At 59.6% G+C, this 20,927-nt stretch carries 15 protein-coding genes; 3 read left to right on the top strand and 12 right to left on the bottom strand.

The genetic code is table 11. From position 1 onward, the window contains the following. Positions 1 to 23: 23 nt before the first annotated feature. The 8 genes from gltB to pilM all read right to left on the bottom strand — a co-directional run bounded on the left by gltB (position 24) and on the right by pilM (position 11,464). The gene (gene gltB / locus IT895_RS03395; protein ID WP_199284692.1) at positions 24 to 4,466 is read right to left on the bottom strand and encodes a glutamate synthase large subunit; all 4,443 of its coding nucleotides are present in this window, start codon (positions 4,464 to 4,466) and stop codon (positions 24 to 26) included. A 454-nt stretch (positions 4,467 to 4,920) separates the two neighbouring features. Next, positions 4,921 to 6,027 (bottom strand): 3-dehydroquinate synthase, encoded by a 1,107-nt coding sequence (gene aroB, locus IT895_RS03390; RefSeq protein WP_199284691.1) that lies wholly within the window; start codon positions 6,025 to 6,027, stop codon positions 4,921 to 4,923. Beyond that, the gene (aroK, locus tag IT895_RS03385) at positions 6,024 to 6,587 is read right to left on the bottom strand and encodes a shikimate kinase AroK (RefSeq protein WP_066321297.1); all 564 of its coding nucleotides are present in this window, start codon (positions 6,585 to 6,587) and stop codon (positions 6,024 to 6,026) included. Before aroK ends, aroB begins: the two co-directional genes overlap by 4 nt. Beyond that, entirely contained in the window at positions 6,587 to 8,626 is a 2,040-nt protein-coding gene (pilQ, locus tag IT895_RS03380; protein WP_199284690.1) for a type IV pilus secretin family protein, read from the bottom strand. Before pilQ ends, aroK begins: the two co-directional genes overlap by 1 nt. Before the next feature lie 54 nt (positions 8,627 to 8,680). Further along, entirely contained in the window at positions 8,681 to 9,220 is a 540-nt protein-coding gene (locus IT895_RS03375) for a pilus assembly protein PilP (RefSeq protein WP_199284689.1), read from the bottom strand. Continuing rightward, positions 9,217 to 9,846 carry a type 4a pilus biogenesis protein PilO gene (locus tag IT895_RS03370; RefSeq protein ID WP_085919591.1) on the bottom strand — a complete coding sequence of 210 codons (630 nt, stop codon included), beginning with the start codon at positions 9,844 to 9,846 and terminating at the stop codon, positions 9,217 to 9,219. Before IT895_RS03370 ends, IT895_RS03375 begins: the two co-directional genes overlap by 4 nt. Next, the gene (locus tag IT895_RS03365) at positions 9,843 to 10,406 is read right to left on the bottom strand and encodes a PilN domain-containing protein (protein ID WP_199284688.1); all 564 of its coding nucleotides are present in this window, start codon (positions 10,404 to 10,406) and stop codon (positions 9,843 to 9,845) included. The genes IT895_RS03370 and IT895_RS03365 overlap by 4 nt, the downstream gene beginning before the upstream one ends. Then, a complete protein-coding gene (gene pilM, locus IT895_RS03360; RefSeq protein ID WP_085919593.1) occupies positions 10,403 to 11,464 on the bottom strand; it encodes a type IV pilus assembly protein PilM in 1,062 nt (353 codons plus the stop codon). Before pilM ends, IT895_RS03365 begins: the two co-directional genes overlap by 4 nt. A 193-nt stretch (positions 11,465 to 11,657) precedes the next feature. On the opposite strand from pilM, the gene IT895_RS03355 reads away from it, so the two are divergent. Beyond that, positions 11,658 to 14,189 carry a penicillin-binding protein 1A gene (locus IT895_RS03355; protein WP_199284687.1) on the top strand — a complete coding sequence of 844 codons (2,532 nt, stop codon included), beginning with the start codon at positions 11,658 to 11,660 and terminating at the stop codon, positions 14,187 to 14,189. A 90-nt stretch (positions 14,190 to 14,279) separates the two neighbouring features. Here IT895_RS03355 and IT895_RS03350 read toward each other — a convergent pair whose 3' ends face one another. Genes IT895_RS03350 through IT895_RS03340 form a run of 3 tightly spaced genes read right to left on the bottom strand, consistent with a single transcriptional unit; the run spans position 14,280 to position 17,852 of the window. Beyond that, the gene (locus IT895_RS03350; RefSeq protein WP_085919595.1) at positions 14,280 to 16,289 is read right to left on the bottom strand and encodes a TRAP transporter permease; all 2,010 of its coding nucleotides are present in this window, start codon (positions 16,287 to 16,289) and stop codon (positions 14,280 to 14,282) included. A gap of 31 nt (positions 16,290 to 16,320) precedes the next feature. Beyond that, positions 16,321 to 16,872: a DUF1850 domain-containing protein gene (locus IT895_RS03345; RefSeq protein WP_199284686.1), complete on the bottom strand. Its 552-nt coding sequence runs from the start codon at positions 16,870 to 16,872 to the stop codon at positions 16,321 to 16,323. 20 nt (positions 16,873 to 16,892) lie between these two features. Next, positions 16,893 to 17,852, bottom strand: a complete 960-nt coding sequence (locus tag IT895_RS03340; RefSeq protein ID WP_085919597.1) for a TAXI family TRAP transporter solute-binding subunit — start codon at positions 17,850 to 17,852, stop codon at positions 16,893 to 16,895. Positions 17,853 to 18,139: 287 nt separating this feature from the next. Between IT895_RS03340 and IT895_RS03335 the strand changes: the two genes are divergently transcribed. Then, complete coding sequence (locus IT895_RS03335) at positions 18,140 to 18,886, top strand: sulfite exporter TauE/SafE family protein (protein WP_085919598.1); 747 nt, start codon at positions 18,140 to 18,142, stop codon at positions 18,884 to 18,886. 9 nt (positions 18,887 to 18,895) lie between these two features. On the opposite strand, the gene lhgO is transcribed toward IT895_RS03335, so the two are convergent. Next, complete coding sequence (gene lhgO, locus IT895_RS03330; protein ID WP_199284685.1) at positions 18,896 to 20,092, bottom strand: L-2-hydroxyglutarate oxidase; 1,197 nt, start codon at positions 20,090 to 20,092, stop codon at positions 18,896 to 18,898. 99 nt (positions 20,093 to 20,191) lie between these two features. Between lhgO and csiR the strand changes: the two genes are divergently transcribed. Continuing rightward, entirely contained in the window at positions 20,192 to 20,881 is a 690-nt protein-coding gene (csiR, locus tag IT895_RS03325; protein WP_199284684.1) for a DNA-binding transcriptional regulator CsiR, read from the top strand. The last annotated feature ends 46 nt before the right edge of the window (positions 20,882 to 20,927 follow it).

Below are 20,927 nucleotides of genomic sequence, written 5' to 3'. Positions count from 1 at the left end.
TCAGCGATAGGGGCATAAAACGGTTATTCCGGCTGACGCCGAGACTGATCCAGCAGGCTACCCAGGCTTGCGGCCTTGGGCTTTACCAGCCAGAAGTGACGCGCGTAGTCGCTGAAGTCTTCCAAAATAGCCGCCCCACGCGCTGATCCTGTCGCTGCTACGTAGGCCTCAATCATTTCGCGCAGGTGGCGACGATACGCCTCCATCGCTTCGGTGTTAACACGGTGAATCTCAACCAGTTCATGGTTGTACTTGTCTACAAAGGTGCGCTCTTCATCCAGCACGTAGGCAAACCCGCCTGTCATGCCGGCGCCGAAGTTCACCCCGGTCTCACCGAGGACGCAGACCAGGCCACCGGTCATGTATTCGCAACAGTGGTCGCCCGCGCCTTCGATAACGGCCGTCGCCCCGGAGTTACGTACCCCGAAACGCTCACCCGCCGTACCCGCCGCAAACAGCTTGCCGCCGGTCGCGCCATACAGGCAGGTGTTGCCGATAATCGCCGTTTTGTGGCTTTCGAATTCACTGACTTTCGGCGGCACAATCACAATGCTGCCACCGTTCATGCCTTTACCCACGTAGTCGTTGGCATCGCCTTCAAGATACAGGTTCAGGCCACGGGCGTTCCACACCCCGAAGCTCTGCCCGGCAACGCCGGTAAAGCGCGCGGTGATCGGCGCGTTTTCCAGGCCTTCTTCACCGTAGCGCTTGGCAATCGCGCCGGATGTCAGCGCGGCGACACTACGGTCACAGTTGGTAATGGTGAAATCAAACTCGCCACCCGACTGGTTTTCTATGGCGTCTTTCAGTGCCGCCAACACTTCCTGGTTTTTGGCACCCGGATCGTGGGGCACGTTACGGCTCACCTTGCAGAACTGGGGCGCATCCGCGGGCACGAAGTCGTTGGTCAGCAGCGGCGTCAAATCCAGCTTGCGCTGGGAGGCGGTATTGCCTTCCAGCACGTCGAGCAGGTCGGTACGGCCGATCAGATCGGTGAGTTTGGTCACACCCAGCATGGCCATCAACTCACGCACTTCTTCGGCGATAAAGCGGAAATAGTTCTTGACCATGTCCACGGTACCGCGGAAGTGCTCGCCGCGCAGGAAGTCATCCTGGGTGGCGACACCGGTGGCACAGTTGTTCAGGTGACAGATGCGCAGGTATTTACAGCCCAGCGCGACCATCGGCGCGGTACCGAAACCGAAGCTTTCCGCGCCAAGGATCGCCGCCTTGACCACGTCCAAGCCGGTCTTCAGACCGCCGTCGGTCTGCAGGCGGATCTTGTCACGCAAACTGTTGATACGCAGCGCTTGATGGACTTCCGGCAGCCCCAGCTCCCAGGGTGACCCGGCGTGCTTGATCGAGGTCAGGGGACTTGCGGCCGTACCACCATCATAGCCGGACACGGTAATCAGGTCGGCGTAGGCCTTGGCAACCCCTGTCGCGATAGTGCCGATACCCGGCTCGGACACCAGCTTGACCGATACCTGGGCGTCCGGATTGACCTGCTTGAGGTCAAAAATCAACTGCGCCAGGTCTTCGATCGAGTAGATGTCGTGGTGCGGCGGCGGCGAAATCAGCGTCACGCCGGGCACCGAGTAGCGCAGCCGCGCAATCAGCTGATTGACCTTGCCGCCAGGCAACTGACCACCCTCACCAGGCTTGGCGCCCTGGGCGACCTTGATCTGCAGGACTTCCGCATTGACCAGGTAGTGAGGCGTCACCCCAAAACGGCCAGAGGCAATCTGCTTGATTTTCGAGCTGCGAATCGTGCCGTAGCGCGCCGGGTCTTCGCCGCCCTCGCCGGAGTTGGAGCGGCCACCTTCCTCGTTCATCGCCTGGGCAAGTGCTTCGTGGGCCTCCGGCGACAGCGCCCCCAGCGACATGCCCGCGCTGTCAAAGCGCGGCAGCAGGTCTTCGACCGGCTCGACGTCATCCAGCGGAATCGGCGTTTCGGCAGGCTTGAGGGCCAGCAGGTCGCGGATTGTCGCCACCGGACGCTCGTTGACCAGCTGGGCGAATTTCTTCCACTTGGCGTAGCTGCCTTCCTGCACGGCGGCCTGAAGCGTCATCACCACGTCAGGGTTATAGGCATGATACTCGTGGTTATGAACGTACTTGAACAAGCCGCCCTGGGTGATGCCCTTGCGGGGAATCCAGGCGTCTTTGGCCAGCAATGCCTGCTGCATTTGCAGCTCGGCAAAGCCAGTGCCCTGGATGCGCGACGCCATGCCCGGGAAGCACATCTGCATGATGTCGTCGTCGAGGCCGACAGCTTCAAACAGCATCGAACCGCGGTAAGACGCCAGCGTCGAGATGCCCATCTTGGAGAGGATCTTGAACAGCCCCTTCTGCAGGCCTTTACGGTAGTTTTCCCGCGCGTCTGCCGGATTGCCGGTCAGTTCGCCGGTGCGGTGCATATCCGCCATCACCTGATAGGCAAGCCATGGGTAGACAGCCGTCGCGCCCACGCCAAACAGCACGGCCATCTGGTGGGCATCCCGGGCGTAGCCGGTCTCGACCACAATATTGGCGTTGGGGCGCAGGGCAAGCCGGCCCAGATGGGTATGAACCGCCCCTACCGCCAGGACTGCCTGAATCGGCAGCATGCCTTTGGGCAAGTCGGCATCCGTCAACACCAGCAGGACTTTACCGGCCCGCACCTGCGTTTCGGCTTCCTGGCAAAGCGCCGTCAGTGCTTGTTTGAGCGACTGCTGCTCGGGGTCATAGCCCAGCGACAGGGTATGACTGGCAAACGCCGGATCATCCTGACTGACCAGGGCGGTAAATTTGCGTGGCGACAGCACCGGCGTGGTCAAGATCAGCCGGTGGGCATGTTCCGGGGTCGCTTTGAAAACATTCAGCTCGGCGCCACAACAGGTTTCCAGCGACATGACGATCGCTTCACGTAGCGGATCGATGGCCGGGTTGGTCACCTGGGCAAACTTCTGGCGGAAGTAATCCGTCAGCAGCCGCGGACGGCTGGACAGCACCGCCATGGGCGTATCATCGCCCATTGAACCTACCGCCTCCTGACCGCTTTCAGCCAACGGACGCAGCACCTGGTCGCGCTCTTCAAAGCTGACCTGGAACATCTTCTGCTGCACGTTCAGTGCATTACCATCCATGTTCTGGAAACGCGCCAACTCGGTCAGCGCCGATTCCAGGTAGTTGGCTTCCTGCTTCAGCCAGCGCTTGTACGGATACGCCGACTTCAGCCGATTGTCGATGTCCTCGGTATGCAGCACCTCACCGGTATGGGTATCCACCGCCAGCATCTGGCCGGGTCCCACACGCCCTTTGGCCACCACATCTTCCGGCTTGTAGCCGTAGGTGCCGATTTCCGACGCCAGGGTGATATAGCCATTCTTGGTAATCACCCAGCGCGCAGGACGCAGGCCGTTACGGTCGAGCATACACACTGCCTGGCGCCCGTCGGTCATCACCACGCCTGCCGGGCCGTCCCACGGCTCCATATGCATGGAGTTGTATTCATAGAAGCCACGCAACTCGGCGTCCATGGTTTCGACGTTCTGCCAGGCCGGCGGCACCATCATGCGCACTGCGCGGTGTAGTTCCATGCCACCGGTCAGCAGCACTTCCAGCATGTTATCCATGCTGGAGGAGTCTGAACCGGTGGTATTGACGATTTCATCCAGTTCGGCGATATCCGGCAGGCGCTCGTTAACGAAGTTCGCTTTACGCGAGTTCGCCCAACCGCGGTTGGCTTGAATGGTGTTGATCTCGCCGTTGTGCGCCAGCAGGCGGAACGGTTGGGCAAGCGGCCAGCGCGGTGCGGTATTGGTCGAGAAACGCTGGTGGAAGACGCAAATGGCCGTTTCCAGGCGCGGGTCGTTGAGATCTGTATAGAAAGCCGGCAGATCTTCGGGCATTACCAGCCCTTTATACGACACCACTTCGGACGACAGCGAAGCAACATAAAAGTCTTCGTCGTCGCGCATCGCCTGTTCGGCATGACGGCGCCCCATGAAAAGGTCAACATCAAAGTGCTCACCGCTACCCGGCTGCACAAAGACCTGCCTGATACGCGGCAGGCAATCGAGCGACATCGGCCCGCACACGCTGGCGTCGGTGGGCACATCGCGCCAGCCGATCACGTTCAGGCCGCGTGCCTTGAGCGCGTCTTCAAGTGCATCGCGTCCACGTGCAGCCCGCTTGTCATCATCGGGCAGGAACACAACCCCAACGGCAAAACGCTCGCCCAGCTCAACGCCCAAGGCGTCCTTGGCCACCGCCTGCATGAAGTGAGTGGGCATTTTAAGCAACAGCCCGCAGCCATCGCCGGTTTTACCGTCAGCGGCGATCCCCCCCCGGTGCGTCATGCAGGTAAGGGACTCGATCGCGGTTTTCAACAGGTCGTGGCTGGCCTGCCCTTCCATATGGGCAATCAGGCCAAAGCCGCAGTTGTCGCGAAACTCGCCGGGCTGGTGAAGACCTCTATTCATGGGCGTGCCTCTAGTCAGCGTGTTTTTTTGGTAGCGGGGTTGTGATAAAAAGGCGGGTTGTTGATTTTTTTAGTGGTGATAACCGGCCTGTTGGAGGGCGGCTTTTGCCTTCGCTACCATTGGAAAATGGCCGGTCAGCATAGCGATTTGCAGCCGCTTTGCGCAATCTTTCCTCACCTCCTGAGCCTTCAAAACCCTTTCCAAATCCTGTAGTTGCACAACCGATCAATTAAAAAAACGATATCCTTCAACCACTTGCAGCGCAGGAAAACGCTATTTTAACGAAACACTCCAATGCCTAGACTTTAGTCTAATAAGGCGCTTTTTAGCCATGCCGATACTGCATAAGGCATGCGGATTAGCTAAAACAGAAACCTTTATTGCGCACACCTAAAAACACCCCGCTTGGTCGAAGCGGGGTGTTTTTAGGTGCAATACAACGGGAAATCAGCGGCTAGCGTCGCGGATATTGATCGAGCAGGGTTTTTAATTGGTCAGGCGGCACCGCATCGCTGACGCAGGCACTGCCCAACGCCTCAAGCAGCACCAGGCGCAAGCGGGTATCGATATTCTTCTTGTCCAGCCGCATGCGGGCAAGAAAGTCGTCACTCGACATGCCTGCCGGTGCATGAACAGGCAAGTCGGCGCTCTTGATCACCGCCAGACTGCGTTCGCGATCCGCCGCCGAAATCCAGCCCAGCTCATGGGAGAGCGTCGCGGCCATGGCCATCCCAGCGCCTACGGCTTCGCCGTGCAACCAGTTACCATAGCCCTGGTGCGCTTCAATGGCGTGGCCAAAGGTGTGGCCCAGGTTGAGCAGCGCGCGAACGCCCTGCTCGGTTTCATCCTCAGTGACGATATCCGCTTTTATCAGGCAGCTTCGGGCGATGGCCTCGGCAATCACCTCGGGCTCCACGCGGCGTAAAGCCGTCATGTTGGCTTCCAGCCAGGCCAGGAAGGTTTCATCACGGATGAAACCGTATTTGATCACCTCCGCGAGTCCCGCTGACAACTCCCTCGCGGGCAGCGTGGTGAGCGTGTCGATATCGACCAGCACGGCCTTGGGTTGCCAGAAGGCGCCGATCATGTTCTTACCCAGCGGGTGATTGACGCCGGTTTTGCCGCCCACCGAGGAGTCCACCTGGGACAGCAGCGTGGTCGGCACCTGGATGAACGCCACGCCACGCTGGTAGGCGGCGGCCGCGTAGCCGACCATGTCGCCAATGACCCCACCGCCCAGCGCTATCAGGGTGCAGCGACGGTTAAACCCCGCTTCCAACAGCGCACTCCAGATACGCTCTACCTGCTCGATGGTCTTGTACTGTTCGCCATCGGGCAGCACTAGCGTGCGCACCTCCAGATCATCCGGCAGGCTATCGCAGAGACGTTCCAGATACAGCGGGGCAATGGTTTCATTGGTGACCACCATTACCTGCTGGCCAGCCAGATACGGCGTCAGCATATCGGGCCTGCCTACAAGCCCTGTACCAATAAGGATCGGATAGCTGCGCTCGCCGAGCGCCACCTCAAGCGTACGCTGTACGCCGTCAACTGCGGTCATGGGGATACCTTGTTTGACGAATTTATGGATTCAAGAGGGTCGACCAGGCGCCGGACGCGACGCACAATTTCATTGACCACCGCGCGCGGGCTGCGCCGGTCGGTACGCACGGTAATATCCGACGTGGCACGATAAAGCGGGTCACGGGCGGCGAACATATCGTTCAGCACCTTCTCGCGGTCAGCACACTGCAACAGCGGGCGGTTGCGGTCTTTCGCCGTGCGCCGGAGCTGCTGATCGACAGTGGTCAACAGGTACACTACCGTGCCCCGCTCGCGGAGCGCGCGGCGGTTTTCCTCGCGCAGCACCGCGCCACCGCCGGTCGCCACAACCACGGGATGGCGTTGGGTCAGCTCGTCGATCATGTGAATCTCACGCTGGCGAAAGCCCTGCTCGCCTTCCACATCAAAAATCCACGGGATATCTGCCCCGCAGCGCGCTTGAATGGCGTGGTCGCTATCAAAAAAGTCGCGCGATAGTTCGGCTGCCAGCAGTCGACCAATCGTGCTTTTGCCAGCCCCCATGGGGCCAATCAGAAAAAGGTTGGGTAAATCCTGCATTAGCGAACCGTTAAGCCATCATCAAGGAGTCGTGGTGTAATAAAGACTAACAACTCTACCTTTTCATTGCTCTCTTCGGTATAGCGAAACAGTCGACCCAGCAAGGGAATATCGCCGAGCAGCGGTGTTTTGGCGACTTGACGCAGCTCCTCGGTGGTTAAAATACCGCCCAGCACCACGGTTTGCCCATTATCGACCAGTACCTGGGTCTCGATTTCATTGGTGTCTATCGGCGGTTCCCCCCCAAACTCGGACTCCCGGAAGCTGTCATTGCGAATCAACAGATCCATGATGATGCGGTTATCCGGCGTAATCTGCGGGGTGACCTCAAGCGATAGCTCGGCCTCCTTGAACTCGGTATCCGGATTATCGTTACCGTCAACACTCTGGAAGGCACGCTCCTCGCCCTGGCTGATGGTAGCGGTGCGCTGATTGGCGGTAATGATCTTGGGCTGTGAAATGGTCTGGCTCTTGCCCTCACTTTCCAGGGCGCGCAGCTCAAGATCGAGCAATACATCACCGGCCAGGTAGCCAAAGCTGAACCCGGCACCGGCGTCGGAGGTATCGCCAAAATCAACCGCCAGCCCGCCGCGAGCACGGTTTAGCCCATCGGGATTGATATCGCGGCGTTCGAATGTGCCGTCACCGCCATCCTGAAATCCGCGGGTGCTGGACGCCCCCCAGTTGATGCCCAGCTCGCGGGAAGCCGTATCACGGGCGATCACGATGCGGGCTTCAATCTGCACCTGGCGAACGGCTACATCCAGGCGGTCCAGCGTGCGCACGATTTCGCGCACTTGATCCGGGGTGTCCTGAACCAGCAGCGTGTTGGTGCGTTGGTCAACGCTGACCCGGCCTCGCTCGGTGAGCAGACCGAAACCTTCACCGCCACGCAGCAGTTGCGACAGGTCTTCGGCACGGGCGTACTTCACTTCAATAAACTCTGTTACAAGCGGTGCCAGCGTTTCCTGCTGATTGCGGGCTTCCAGTTCCTGGCGCTCTAGTTCAGCCAGTTCGCTCGCCGGCGCCACCACAATCACATTGCCCTTTTCACGACTGGAAAGCCCCTGGCTCTGGAGGATCAGGTCCAGCGCCTGGTCCCAGGGCACATCGTTAAGATTGAGCGTTACCCGTCCGCTGACGCTATCGCTGGCCACCAGGTTCAAGCCGGTAAAATCGGCGAGCGTGGCAAGCACGGCGCGCACTTCAATATCCTGAAAGTTAAGACTCAACCGCTCGCCAGTATATTCCTCGCCTTGATCCACACGCGCCTGCTGCGGGACTTCGCTGACAGGCTGGACTTCCACCGTCAACTGATCGCCTGACTGCGATGACACCATGGCATAGGGGCCATCGGTGGTGAGCACCAGCTCACTGCCGCGTTGCCCGCGGCGCGGCGTGATACGCGAGATCGGCGTGGCAAAATCCGTCACGTCATAGACCTGATTGAGGGCGTCGGGCACCGTCACCTGCCCGAGTTCGACAATCACCTCATTACGTCCACCCTCGCGCACCTTGGGGCTGACGCTGTCGCGATCAAAGGTCACCAACAAGCGCCCTGCACCACTTTCACCGCGTTGAAAGTCAATATCCTGCACCTGGGGCCCCTGCGCTGTTTCAAGGCGTTCGACAGGCAGCTCATTCGATGCCCCAGCGGCCGCCAGGGTCACTGTCAGCCGGTCACCGGACACCGATGAACGAAACTGGCGAGGCGCCTCCAGGTCCAGCACAAGGCGCGTGCGACCACTGCCTTCCAGCGCGGTAATGCCCTCAACGCCCCCCAGGTCAACGCGTGTCCGACGCTCGGTCAGGCCGTTTTGGGTATCCGCCAGATCCAGTGCCAAACGCGGCGGGTTCGTCAGCGGGTAGCCATTGAGCTCAGGCACCTCACCGCTGAAACGCAACTCCAACGCCACGTCGCCGCCTTGCGTTTCACGCACCTCGAGATCGGTGAGCACCGACGCCACCGCCCAACCGGGAAGTAGCATCATTGCGGCCAGCATGCTTTGCCGAAAACGGCTTACCAAGGTGTTTGCCATGGGTCTCCATCCACTTGCTTTGGGTCGCTGCGTGATGCGCATGCCCGTCATCATTTAGCGCTCATCGACAATAGTGAGCGAAGCAGGACGTGTCTGCCAGCCATTTTGCTGGGTGTAGACGCGTTCGCGAATCTCAATCTCCTGAGCTGATATGGCAACAATGCGACCATAATTTGTGCCCATATAATGACCTTCCCTGACGTTAACCACCTCACCCTCAGGTGTCGCAATCATGGCCACTCGCCGACCGTCCATGCGTATCGTGCCAACCAGCTGAAGCTCTTGCAGTGAAAAGCGCTCCAGTGGTTCGGCAGGTCGTTGCGGGTCGGGGCCATTTTCACCCGCCGCCCCGTACGCGCTGTCCTGTGTCGATTGTGGCGGCAAAAAGGGGCTGCGCGCCTCGCTGTGCTGATAGCGTTGTGCAGGGTAAAGCGGCACATACGGAATCACCATGACCGGCTCACTGCTGGAGGTTTGCCGTATATCGTCAAGGGTTGCCTCCAGTTGCGACAGCGCTGGATCCGCGCAGCCCGTCAACAGGAGAAACCCCGCTAGCCATCCAGCGACTAACCCTCGGCGAACCCACGACGTCATGGAGCCTCCTCCCGATCTCGGTAGGTGCGCGCCAGCAAGGAAAGCCGCAGGCTGTCCCCAGTGGTATCGACGGGCGCCAACGTGAAGTCGTGCTGGGTCACAAGCCGGGATAACGAGGCAATGTCGGCGGCGAAACGGGCAATCTGATGAAAGTCGCCGCGTACCTGTATATCCAGCGGCTGCTCCACATAGTGGGGCTGGGTAACCGTGGGACGCAGACGAATGGTTTCGATTGTCAGCCGGTTATCCACCGCGGCATCGCTAATACTATCGAGCAACGATGGAATCTCCGCACCGGTGGGCAGGATGGCGCGCACACGCGCCATTTGGTCTTCCAGCGTGGCAAGCTGCTCGCGTATCTTGGGCAATTGAGCCGCTTCACCTGACTGCCGACGGTAGTCGCCAAGCAAGCGCGATTCTTGCTGCTGCGCACTGGCCAACTCGGCGCGCCGCTCGCCGATAATCAACCATTCCATTATCAATACAGCCACCAGCAAGGCCAGCCCACCGCAAAGCGCTTTGAGCAGCAATGGCCAGCCACCGGCTTCTTTCACATCCAGGTCTCGCCAATCGACATCGCGCAGCTGTTGCCATTCCTGCGCCCAACGCGCCCGCTTCCAGATCATGGCTGCTCCTCGGCGGAAGCCGACAGTGAGGGTTGCTCAACATCGAAGCGGAACTGTCGGCCGCCACCCTCAGCGTCACTCTCGACTTCCGATAGCGATGGCACGCCAAACGCCCGACTGTCAGCCACTCGGCGTAACTGCTCGGACACCTGCCGTTCGCTGGCCGCGACCCCTTCGATGCTGACCTGGGCACCGTTGCGCGACACCTGCTGGTAGACCACACCGCTGGCGACGCTGCTAGCGAGTGCATTGAACAGCTCAACGGTGCTGGCCCGCTGTGTTTGCAGCGTTTGGAACAACACCAGTTGCTCACCGAGCCGCAGGGCGTCCGCCTTATAGCGCTCCAGGTTGCCAATATCCGCTGTCAGCTCGCGGGTTTGAGCCTCAATAAACGCATTGCGCTGTTGCTGGGCAGCCAGTTGCATTGAATAAAACTTGGCGATGCCCCAGCCGAGTGCGACGCCTAACAACAACATCAGCACCATAAAGTAGTAAAAACGCCGCGTGCGCCGTTCGCGCTGCTCCTCACGCCAGGGTAACAGGTTGATGGTGATGCTCATTGCCCAACCCTCATGGCCAGGCCGCCTGCAGTCAGCATCGCCGGGGCATCGTTGGTGAGCGCTTCGACATCCAGGCGCTTGTTGACCGCCATGGCCTGGAAGGGGTTGGCGATCGTCACGTTCATGCCACTATCTTCAGCGATACGCTCTGCCAAGCCAGGAATTACGCTCGACCCACCGGCCAGAACAATATGCTGAACCTCATGTTGACGCCCTGCGGTGTAGTAAAGCTGGAGTGAGCGGCCCACCTGCTGTACGACCGTTTCCAAAAACGGGTTAAGCACGCTGTCAGGATAGTCATCGGGCAGGCCGCCGCGTTTTTTGGCAAAACCGGCCTCCTCCATACTTAATTGGTAACGGTCGCGGATGGCATCGGTCAGTTGGCGGCCACCAAAGACCGTGTCACGGCTGTAGACGATGTGCCCACCGCGCACGACGTGAAAAGCGTTCATATTGGCCCCGATATCCACCAGGCCGACGCAGGCGTCGGGGTCGTCCTGAACATGAAGCTGGCGGCGCAGCACTTCAAACGATCGCTCCATGGCAAAGGTTTCAACTTCAACGGCGGCGGGCTCGAGCCCGGCGCGCTCGAGGGTCTCGGTTAACTGGCTTACATCCTGCTGGCGGCAGGCCACCAGCACCACCTGCTGACGGTCATCGTCAAATGGCGATGGCCCCAGGCACTCAAAATCAAACGCCACCTCATTGAACGGAAACGGAATATGCCGGTCTGACTCGGCGATGATGCGGGCTTCAATATCGTCTTCACTGAGTGATCGCGGAAAGCTGAGCGTTTTGGTGATCGCCGCGCTCGCAGGTACGGCCACCGCCGCTTTACGCGTTGACGGGCTGGCATGTTCTACCGCGCGACTGAGAACCTGGGCGACGTCGTCGATATCACGGATGCGTCTTTCCACTACCGCCCCTTCACGAAGCGGACGCACGGCGTAGCTTTGCACCTGAAAGTTCTGATGAGCGTTCTTGAGTTCAAGCAGCTTGACAGTCGCCGAGGTAATATCGACGCCGATCAACCCGTTACGAGGTTTGAGTAAGCGCATTATGGGTCCGGAGTCGCTTGCCTATCGCGTTGCTCGAGGTTACATGATTTTAAGCCGAGTCACACTCACGCCGCATGATGGCACATCAACACTGGTGGCGGCCGCCTTGGCTTCCTATAATGGCAGCCAGTTGCGTGATACGGTCGTTTAGATACCGTCTCTTTTTTATTCATCCCACGGGTACTTTCCATTCATGACGTTTCTCCGCACCCTTATTGTGTCGCTGTTGGGCATTCTGGTCTCGCTAACCGGTGCCGTCGTTCTTGCCCTGGTCGGCGCCGCTATCTATTTCGCTCCGGGCCTTCCGGACGTTCGTCAGTTGCAAAACTTTGAATTGCACACCCCCTTGCGCATCCTGACCCGCGACGGGCGCCTGATCGGGGAGTTTGGCGAAGAACGACGCATCGAAATTGACTTCGAGGCAATCCCCGATGAGATGATCAACGCACTGACCGCCGCCGAAGACGCCAGTTTCTTCGACCACCAGGGCGTGGACCCGCGCGGCCTGGCGCGCGCCTCCCTGGAACTGATGCAGAGCGGGGGAACCATCCAGTCCGGCGGCTCCACCATTACCATGCAGGTGGCGCGCAATTATCTGCTGACGCTGGACCAAACCTTCACGCGTAAAATCCGCGAAATACTGCTCGCCCTGCAGATGGAACAGGTGTTAAACAAACAAGAAATTTTTGAACTTTATGTAAACAAAATCTTCCTGGGTAACCGGGCGTACGGGATTGCCGCGGCGGCCGACACCTATTACGACAGACCCCCGGATGAACTGACGCTGGCCGAAACCGCCATGATCGCTGGCCTGCCCAAAGCCCCCTCGGCGTTTAACCCCCTGGCCAACTCTGAACGTTCGCTGATTCGCCGCAACTGGATTCTGTTCCGCATGCGCGAGCTGGGCCACATCGACGAAGAGACCTATCGTGAAGCCGTTCAAGCGCCGGTGACCGCAGAGCGGCATTCCACCGTGCCGGAAGTGGATGCGTCCTACGTGGCCGAAATGGCCCGCCAATACGCCGTCGATCGCTTCGGGGACGATGCCTATACCGGCGGCTACCGCATTTACACGACCATCGACAGCGAGTTGCAGCCCACCGCCCGCCGCACTCTGGCCAACGGCTTGATTGCCTACGACCGGCGCCACGGCTGGCGCGGGCCCGAGGAACGCGACATTGCCGCAAGCCTGGTTGAAGCCCAGGAAGAGACCGAAACCCGGGGCCTGGAAGAAGAGCTTGCCGAGTCACCGGAAATTCGCCAAACCGCCCGCCAGGCGGCCGCGCGAAGCCAAACTGAAATCGAAGGCATTGACGGCGATGTCAGCAACTGGCTTCAGGTCCTGGACCGCACGCCTCGCTATGGCTTGCTGGAGCCAGCGATTGTCGTCGAGAGCAGCGGCCAGGAAATGGAGGTTCTGGTTGACGGCGAACTACGCCAGATACCTTGGGAAGGCTTGAGCTGGGCCCAACCTTATCTCAGCCCGCGCAGCCGCGGTGCCCAACCCAGCTCGGCGCAGGAGATCGCGGTGCGTGGCGATATGATCCGTGTGGTTGAAAATGAAGAGGGTCAGCTTCGCTTATCGCAACTACCCGATGCAGAAGGCTCGCTGGTCGCCCAAGACCCACGCACCGGGGCAATTCGTGCGCTTCAGGGCGGCTTTGACTTCAACGCCAGTAAATTCAATCGCGCCATTCAGGCCCAGCGCCAGGCCGGTTCCATCTTCAAGCCGTTTATCTACCTTGCCGCCCTTGAAGACGGCGAGATGAACGCGGCCAGCGTGGTCAATGATGCCCCCGTGGTGATGGATGACGGCAGCAACGAGCTCTGGCGCCCGGTGAATTCGAGCCGCGACTTCCAGGGCCCCATGCGCCTTCGCCCGGCGCTGGCCCGCTCACGCAATCTGGTGACCATCCGCGTTCTGCAAAGCATGGGCATCAACTACACGCTTGAATACTTGAAAGGCTTTGGCTTTGCCGAAGGGCGTCTGCCTAACGGTCTTTCGCTGGCACTGGGCAGCGCAACGCTAACACCGATGGAAATGACCAATGCCTATTCGGTGCTGGCCAACGGCGGCTTCCAGGTCTCCCCCTGGTTTATCGAACGGGTCGCTCGCCAAGGTGACGAAGAAGAGGAAACCATCGACGAGGCAAACCCGCAAGTGGCCTGCCGTGAATGTGAAGACGGTCAGGAGACGGTGGAGATAAACGGCCACGACTACCCTGTGGCGAAACGCGTCGCCGACCCCGCTGCGGTGTACATTCTCCGCGACATGATGCGTGACGTGATCGAGAGAGGCACCGGACGCGCCGCGCTGAGCCTTGAGCGCGACGATATCGTCGGTAAAACCGGCACCACCAACAGCCAGCGTGATGCCTGGTTTGCAGGCTTTAACGACGAGCTGGTCACCACCGTCTGGGTAGGCAAGGACAGCAACGAGACCATCTCCGAGTATGGTTCCCAGGCAGCGTTGCCTATCTGGATCGACTTTATGGGGCAAGCCCTGGAAGGAACGCCCCAGGCGTTGCCTGAGCGCCCGGATACGGTCATTACCGCGCGCATTGATCCGGATAGCGGCCGTCGCCTGCGCGACGACCAGTCTGGCGGTATCGTTGAGCTGTTCCATGAGGATCACCTGCCTGACTACCAAAACAGACAGATCAGCCGTGAACTGGAAGAGGCCAGTGGCTCACAAGGCTCCGGCACGGCGGAATCGATTTTCTAGCCAACCCCACTCCACGCAAAAGGCCTGGCGATATGCCAGGCCTTTTTTTATGCGGCGGTTTTTCACTGCATCGATCGGGCCGTTAGCAGGCTAGGCCGCGACAGCAGACTCCCGGCGACTGGCCAGCCAGTTGGCGATAATCGCCGCGCTCATGACGACCACCCCGGCAACTTCCGCCATCAGGTTGGGGTAGAACACGCCGACGATAGCTACCGCGATCGCCACACGTGACAGCCACCCCATGCGGGTGAACAGGTAACCTTCCAACGCAGCGGCAAAGGCGCAGAGCGCCAGCAAGGCGATCACCGCGTTCCAGATCACCAGCGGCACTGGACCGCCCACGATGATCTCCGGATTAAACACCATGAACAGCGGAATCAGATACAGTCCCTTGGCGAACTTCCACGACTGGAAACTGGTTTCCATGGGCTTGCTGCCCGCAATGGCGGCCCCGGCAAAACCCGCAAGGGCAATGGGCGGCGTCACATTAGAGTCCTGGGAGTACCAGAACACCACCAGGTGGGCAACCAGCAGCGGAATCCCGAACTCTGTCGTCAGCGCCGGGCCGACCAGCACGATCAGCACGATATAGCTGGCGGTGACCGGCAGCCCCATCCCCAGGACCAGGCTTGCCAGCAGAACCATGATGAGTGCGAGCACAATGTTGCCGCCTGAAAACGCCATCATCATCGACGAGAACTTAAGCCCCAGGCCGGTAAGCCCGACAATGCCCACGATGATCCCCGCAACGGCACACGCCATGGAGACGGCGACGGCATTGCGCGCCCCCAACTCCAGACCTTCCACAAGTTTCTTGAACCCCGCAGCGGCCATCTCCTTGATGCTGTGGGCCGTCACGGTTTCACCCTGGCGAGGGGCCACAAAGAAGAACCACAACACATAACGCAACACGGCCACCGCCACCATGGTGACGACCGCATAAAAGCCGACGCGACTGGGTGACATGCTCATCGCCAGCAGCCATACCAGAACGCCCAGCGGCAGCAGGAAGTGCCAGCCATCCTTCATCACCTGGCGCATCTGGGGCAGCTCGCTTCTGGCCATACCCTGCATGCCTTGCTTAAGCGCGATGATATGCACGAACAGGTAAACCGTTGCAAAGTACATAATCGCGGGCAGGATACTGATCTTGACGATTTCAAGGTACGGCGTATTGGTATATTCAGCGATCAAGAACGCCCCTGCTCCCATCAGCGGCGGCATGATCTGCCCCCCTGTGGAAGCAGCCGCCTCGATACCACCGGCCTGCTTGGGCTTATAACCCAGGCGCTTCATGAGCGGAATGGTAAAGGCGCCGGTGGTCACCACATTGGCGATTGCACTGCCAGAAATGGAGCCCATACCCGCGGAGGCCAAGACCGCCGCTTTAGCGGGCCCGCCCCGCTGGCGGCCCGTCGCCGCGTAAGCCATGTCGATAAAAAACTTGCCGGCACCGGTACTTTCCAGAAAAGCGCCAAACAGCACGAAAATAAAGATATAGGTCGCGGCCACGCCCAGCGGCAGACCGAAAATACCCTCCTGGCCAAGATAGAGCTGACCCGCAATACGGTCAAAGCTATAGCCCCGATGCCCCAAGATGCCAGGCAGCCACTCCCCCAGCCAGGCCAGATCACCGCGTGGCCCTGCCATCGCGTAAAGAATCGCAATCAGCCCGATCATGGTCATACTCAGGCCTACCGCTCGGCGGCTCGCCTCCAGCACGGTTACCGTGGCGATGCAGGCCACCATGATATCGGTCTGGGACCAGAAACCGGCCCGATTGATGATCTCATCGAGATACAGCACCAGATAGCCGCCAGTAATCAACGCACCGGTAAAAAACACCGCATCAAGCCCCCAGCCAACAATGCCCCTGGGACGCCCTCCGCCAAACACCGGGAACATCAAAAAGGCCAGCATCATGATCAACGCCAGGTGAATGCTGCGCTGATAAAACAGGCCCAACGGCTGGATGCCCGCTGAGTAAAGTTGAAACAGTGAGAGCCCTACCGCCACGATGGTAATGCACCACAACACAGCACGTGGCTGGACCACATTGCCGCCGGGCATTACCACCGAAGGTTGTTTTGATTCACTCATGGAGTCCTCGTCAGACGATATATCTGGCTGATTAGTTTTTCGCGTTGGCGTCAGCTGCCTCGGTCAGGCCCAGCGTTACCCGCTCGCCGGCTGCCCGACGGCTCAGGCTGAAGCTGTGTGCCTGTCCATTGCGCTGCCAGACCAGGCGGTGGTTAACGGCAGGTGCGCCGACACGCAATACATACTGATTCCCTGGAACGGGCTCGTCGATGTGCTCGATCCAATATCCGCCCTGACCATCGGAAACCTGCTCGCCACGGCCGTAAATGTGCCCCAGGCCAGCGGCAAAGTCGGGTTGGTGGCTGCGTTCCAGTTCCATCACCCCCGCGTGATTTCGGTAACAGTCCAGGACCGTAAACTTCTCCACCGAATGCTGCCATTTCAGGCACCAGCGCGAGCCCTCGGGCATTGGCGTTTGGAAGAGCTGCTCGCCCTGCTCATCGGTCACTACCAGGAGCTCAGACGCATTAGCCGGAGCAGAGGTGGACCCCGCTCCGGCTAATGGTGAACCGGTTAGCCCCAGCACAAAAGCCGGGACTAACCTTACCGTCAGTGTCCAAGGCAGGCGTCGTAATGGTTGCATAATGATCGCCTGCGCAAGAATCAGGGACGTAGACGATCCGGAATCTCAGCGTCGACTTCTTCAAAGTAGCGAATGGCGCCCGGATGCAGAGGTACCGGCGTGGACTCCATGGTGAACTCGACGGTGGTATCGTTCGCCGCCGGATGAACCGCGATCAGTTCGTCGGTATTCTCGAACAGCAACTGGGTTAACTGATACGCCAGCTCTTCGTCCATATCCGAGTTGACCACCAGTACGTTGGGAATGCCGATGGTCTGGACCGTTTCGTCCATGCCTTCGTAGAGACCTTCCTGGAGCTGGTAGGGCGCGAACACTTCCACTGCTTCCCGCGCGTTGGCGACTTCCTCATCGGAAAGGCCGATGATACGGATGTCACGCGTAGTGGCCAGGTTCATGATGGAACTGGTGGGAGGCCCAACGCTCCAGAAACCCGCGTCGATATCGCCATCGCGAATGGCGTCAGCGGTTTCGTTGAAGTTCAGCCGCTGGGGCGTGAAGTCTTCATAGCTCAGGCCGTTGGCCTCCAGTACGGCGCGCGCATTCAGCTCGGTACCGCTACCGGGTGCACCCACGGAAACCCGCTTGCCTTCAAGATCGGCCAGCGATTCAATGTCTGAGTCGGCCAGGGTGACCAGCTGCACGGCATTCGGGTATACCGACGCCAGCGCACGGGTATTCTCGATCTGGCGGCCTTCAAAGTCGCCGGTACCTGTATAGGCCTGATAAACGGTGTCGGCCAGGGCCAGGGCCATATCGGCGTCACCGCGCATGATCAGCCCCATGTTTTCAACCGACGCACCGGTCACTTCGGCGGTGGCCTGAGCACCTTCAATATGCTCGTTGATCATCTCGGCGAAACCGCCGCCGATGGGGTAGTAAACGCCACCGGTACCGCCCGTGGCGATAGACAGTTGCTGGGCGCTGGCAGGCAGCGCAACGGCCAGGAGTGAAGCGGCAGCAGCTTTAGATAGAGTTCGCATAAGCGTTTCCTCCGTCCTGTTTGGACTTATAGGTATGGTTGACGATAGGGAGGTCATACATCCAGCTTCCGGTCGAATGGAAGCGGTCCCAGTGAAATTAGCATGCAATCGCCGTTTGATGCCAATAACTTGGCGTTAAGGCAAACCTTGCTTCAACGCTTGGCCAAGCCGAAAAGTCGTCTGCGTGCGTTTAGTTGGCGATGCTTATATGATCAATGGCTTATCGAAATTTCAGGCAAGGAGACCCCCATGCTCTATCGACACTATGCCCCTGGCAGGTGCCGCCCATGATGCTCTGGGAGGCCGCTGCGCTGGTGGGCATCGGTATTATCGCCGGGTTTATCAACGTGCTCTCGGCAGGTGGTTCGATGCTGGCACTGCCGCTACTAATGTTTCTTGGCTTGCCCACCCAGGTAGCCAACGGCACTAACCGTGTCGCCATTGTGCTGCAGAGCGTGTCCGCGATCAGCAATTTCAGACGCGCAGGCGCCTCGCATATCGGTCTGAGCTTGCGCCTTTCGGTGCCTGCCGTTGTCGGCTCGCTGGTGGGGGCGTGGCTCGCCCTGCAGGTTAGCGATGCGCTGTTCGAGGCGATCTTGATTGCCGTCATGGCCGCCTCGGCCCTGGTGATGCTGCTGCCGCAGCCCAAACTGGATACCCGCCCGCTCACCAAGGACCGGCTGACCCCGCTGATTTATCTGGCCATGTTCGTGATCGGCATTTACGGCGGCTTTATTCAGGTCGGCGTGGGCGTGCTGTTCATCATCGTGCTGTACCGCATGCTGAAAATCGACCTGGCTCAGGTCAATGTTTTCAAGGTGCTGATCATTCTCGTCTACAGCCTCCCTGCCCTGGCGATGTTCATGTGGTTTGACCAGGTGCGCTGGAGCTACGGGCTTCTGCTGGCGGTGGGCAGCATGACCGGCGCCTGGCTGGCGGTAAAGGTCAACATGAGCCCGCGGGGAGCAATGTGGATCAAATACCTTACCCTTGCGATGATCGCCGCGATCCTGCTGCGCCTGCTGTTTGGCTAAGCGCCGGGGTCAATCGATCAGCAGCGCCGCAACCTGCTTAACGATATGCGCGCCAATGGGCAATGCCGAAGTCGCCGCCGGTGACGGCGCGTTACCCACGTTGAGCGTCCGCCGGGTGTTGACGAACAGAAAGTCGTCCACCAGCTTGCCGTCTTTGGAGACCGCCTGGGCGCGAACCCCCGCCGGGTAGGGCAGCAAGTCATCCGCCGTCAGGCTGGGGCAGTACTTGCGCACCAGCTCCAGGTAGCCGCGCTTGTAAAACGAGTTTTTCATTTCAGCCAGGCCCGGCCGAAGATGCCTGCCCAGCACCTTGAGAATACCGGGGTGCGTCAACATCTGGCCCATATCGGCAAGCGATACATCGCGCTTACGATAGCCTTCACGCTTTAAAGCGAGCACTGCGTTGGGCCCGACGGTCACACTGCCGTCGATCATGCGGGTCAGGTGCACGCCCAGAAACGGCATCGTCGGGTCGGGAATGGGATAAATCAGGTGGTTCACGATGTGATTATGCTGCTCGGGCAGTTGGTAGTACTCGCCGCGAAACGGGCAGATCGTGAAGTCGGGCTTCTGCCCCAGCATGCGGATCACCTTGTCGGCCATCAGGCCCGAACACGACACCAGATAACGGCTGGTGTACGACGCCTTCGTTGTGCTCACCACCACCTCCTGGCGGCGCTCCTCCAACCCCGTCACTTCAGCTTCATAGCGGATTTCACCGCCCAGGCGCTGAAAGTCAGCGGCCATGGCCCGAGTCACTTCGGCGTAATCGACGATCCCGCTGGAAGGCACATGGATACCCGCCACGCCGGTAATATTCGGCTCGCGCTCGCGCAGGGCATCGGCTTCCAGCCATTCACGCTCGAGGCCATTGGCCGCAGTACGCTCCCAAAGCGCTTCCATGCGCTGCTTTTCGACCTCGTTCGTCGCGACCAGCAACTTGCCGCAGATGTCGTAGGCAATGTCGTGCTGGTCACAGAATTCGCGGGTAGCGCGATTACCCTCAAGGCAAAATCTGGCCTTCAAGCTACCCGGCGTGTAATACACACCGGCGTGAATCACACCACTATTATGGCCGCTCTGGTGCTGCGCGGGGCCACTTTCTTTTTCGAGCACCATCAGACGTTTATCGGGGTAGGTCTGCTGGAGCTGCATTGCCGTGGACATGCCCAGGATACCGCCACCAATAATGATGAAATCCCACATCAATCTCTTCCTCCAGGCCAAATTGTTAACATTTCCTGATAATAGCCGTTATTCTTCTGTTACCGATATTATCCAGCTTTAATCAGGGAGCCACTCGCCATGGAGCCAGACGCGCCGCGTCAGAACCTCGCCATTCGCGCCTACCGGAAGCTCAAGCACGATATTATCCGAGGCCGCTTCGCACCGGAACAGAAGCTGCTGATGAGCCGCCTCAAAGACGATTACGGGGTCAGCACCGGCCCGCTGCGCGAGGCATTATCGCAGTTGGTGGCCGACCACCTTGTGGTGGCCATCAGCCAGCGAGGCTATCGCGTTGCGCCCATGTCGCTTGCCGAACTCAACGATATCTACGACGCCCGCGCGCAGCTTGAGGGGCTCATTTTGCGCCTGGCCATCGAACGCGGCGACGATGACTGGGAAGCCGCCGTGCTGGCCGCGGCGCACCGGCTGGCCAAGGTCACCGCCATCAGCTCGCCGGATGAGCTGCTCGACGGCTGGGACCTGCGTCACAAAGCCTTTCATACCGCCATCGCCAGCGGCTGCAACTCGCCGCATCTCCTGCAAATGCGCGACACCCTGTTCAACCAGGTGGAGCGCTACCGCCATCTCTGGCTGCAGGAAACCGTCATGTCGCCCACGGCCCTGGAGCAAAAGCGCCAGGAGCATGCCACATTGGTCGACGTTATCCTGGCCCGGGATGCAGATCGAGCGTCTACCCTGATGCGCGACCATTTGATGACGCCGGTCCCCATCATTACCCGTGTGCTCAAGGCACGCGGCATCGAATAAATTCTTCGTTTTAAAAAAATGTAGATATTTTAAAGAAACGGCGATA

It is taken from the genome of Halomonas sp. A40-4 (genome assembly GCF_015767635.1).
Classification (GTDB): domain Bacteria; phylum Pseudomonadota; class Gammaproteobacteria; order Pseudomonadales; family Halomonadaceae; genus Vreelandella; species Vreelandella janggokensis.
Note: the sequence above shows the minus strand (reverse complement) of the source record. Positions and strands in the feature narration are given on the sequence as shown.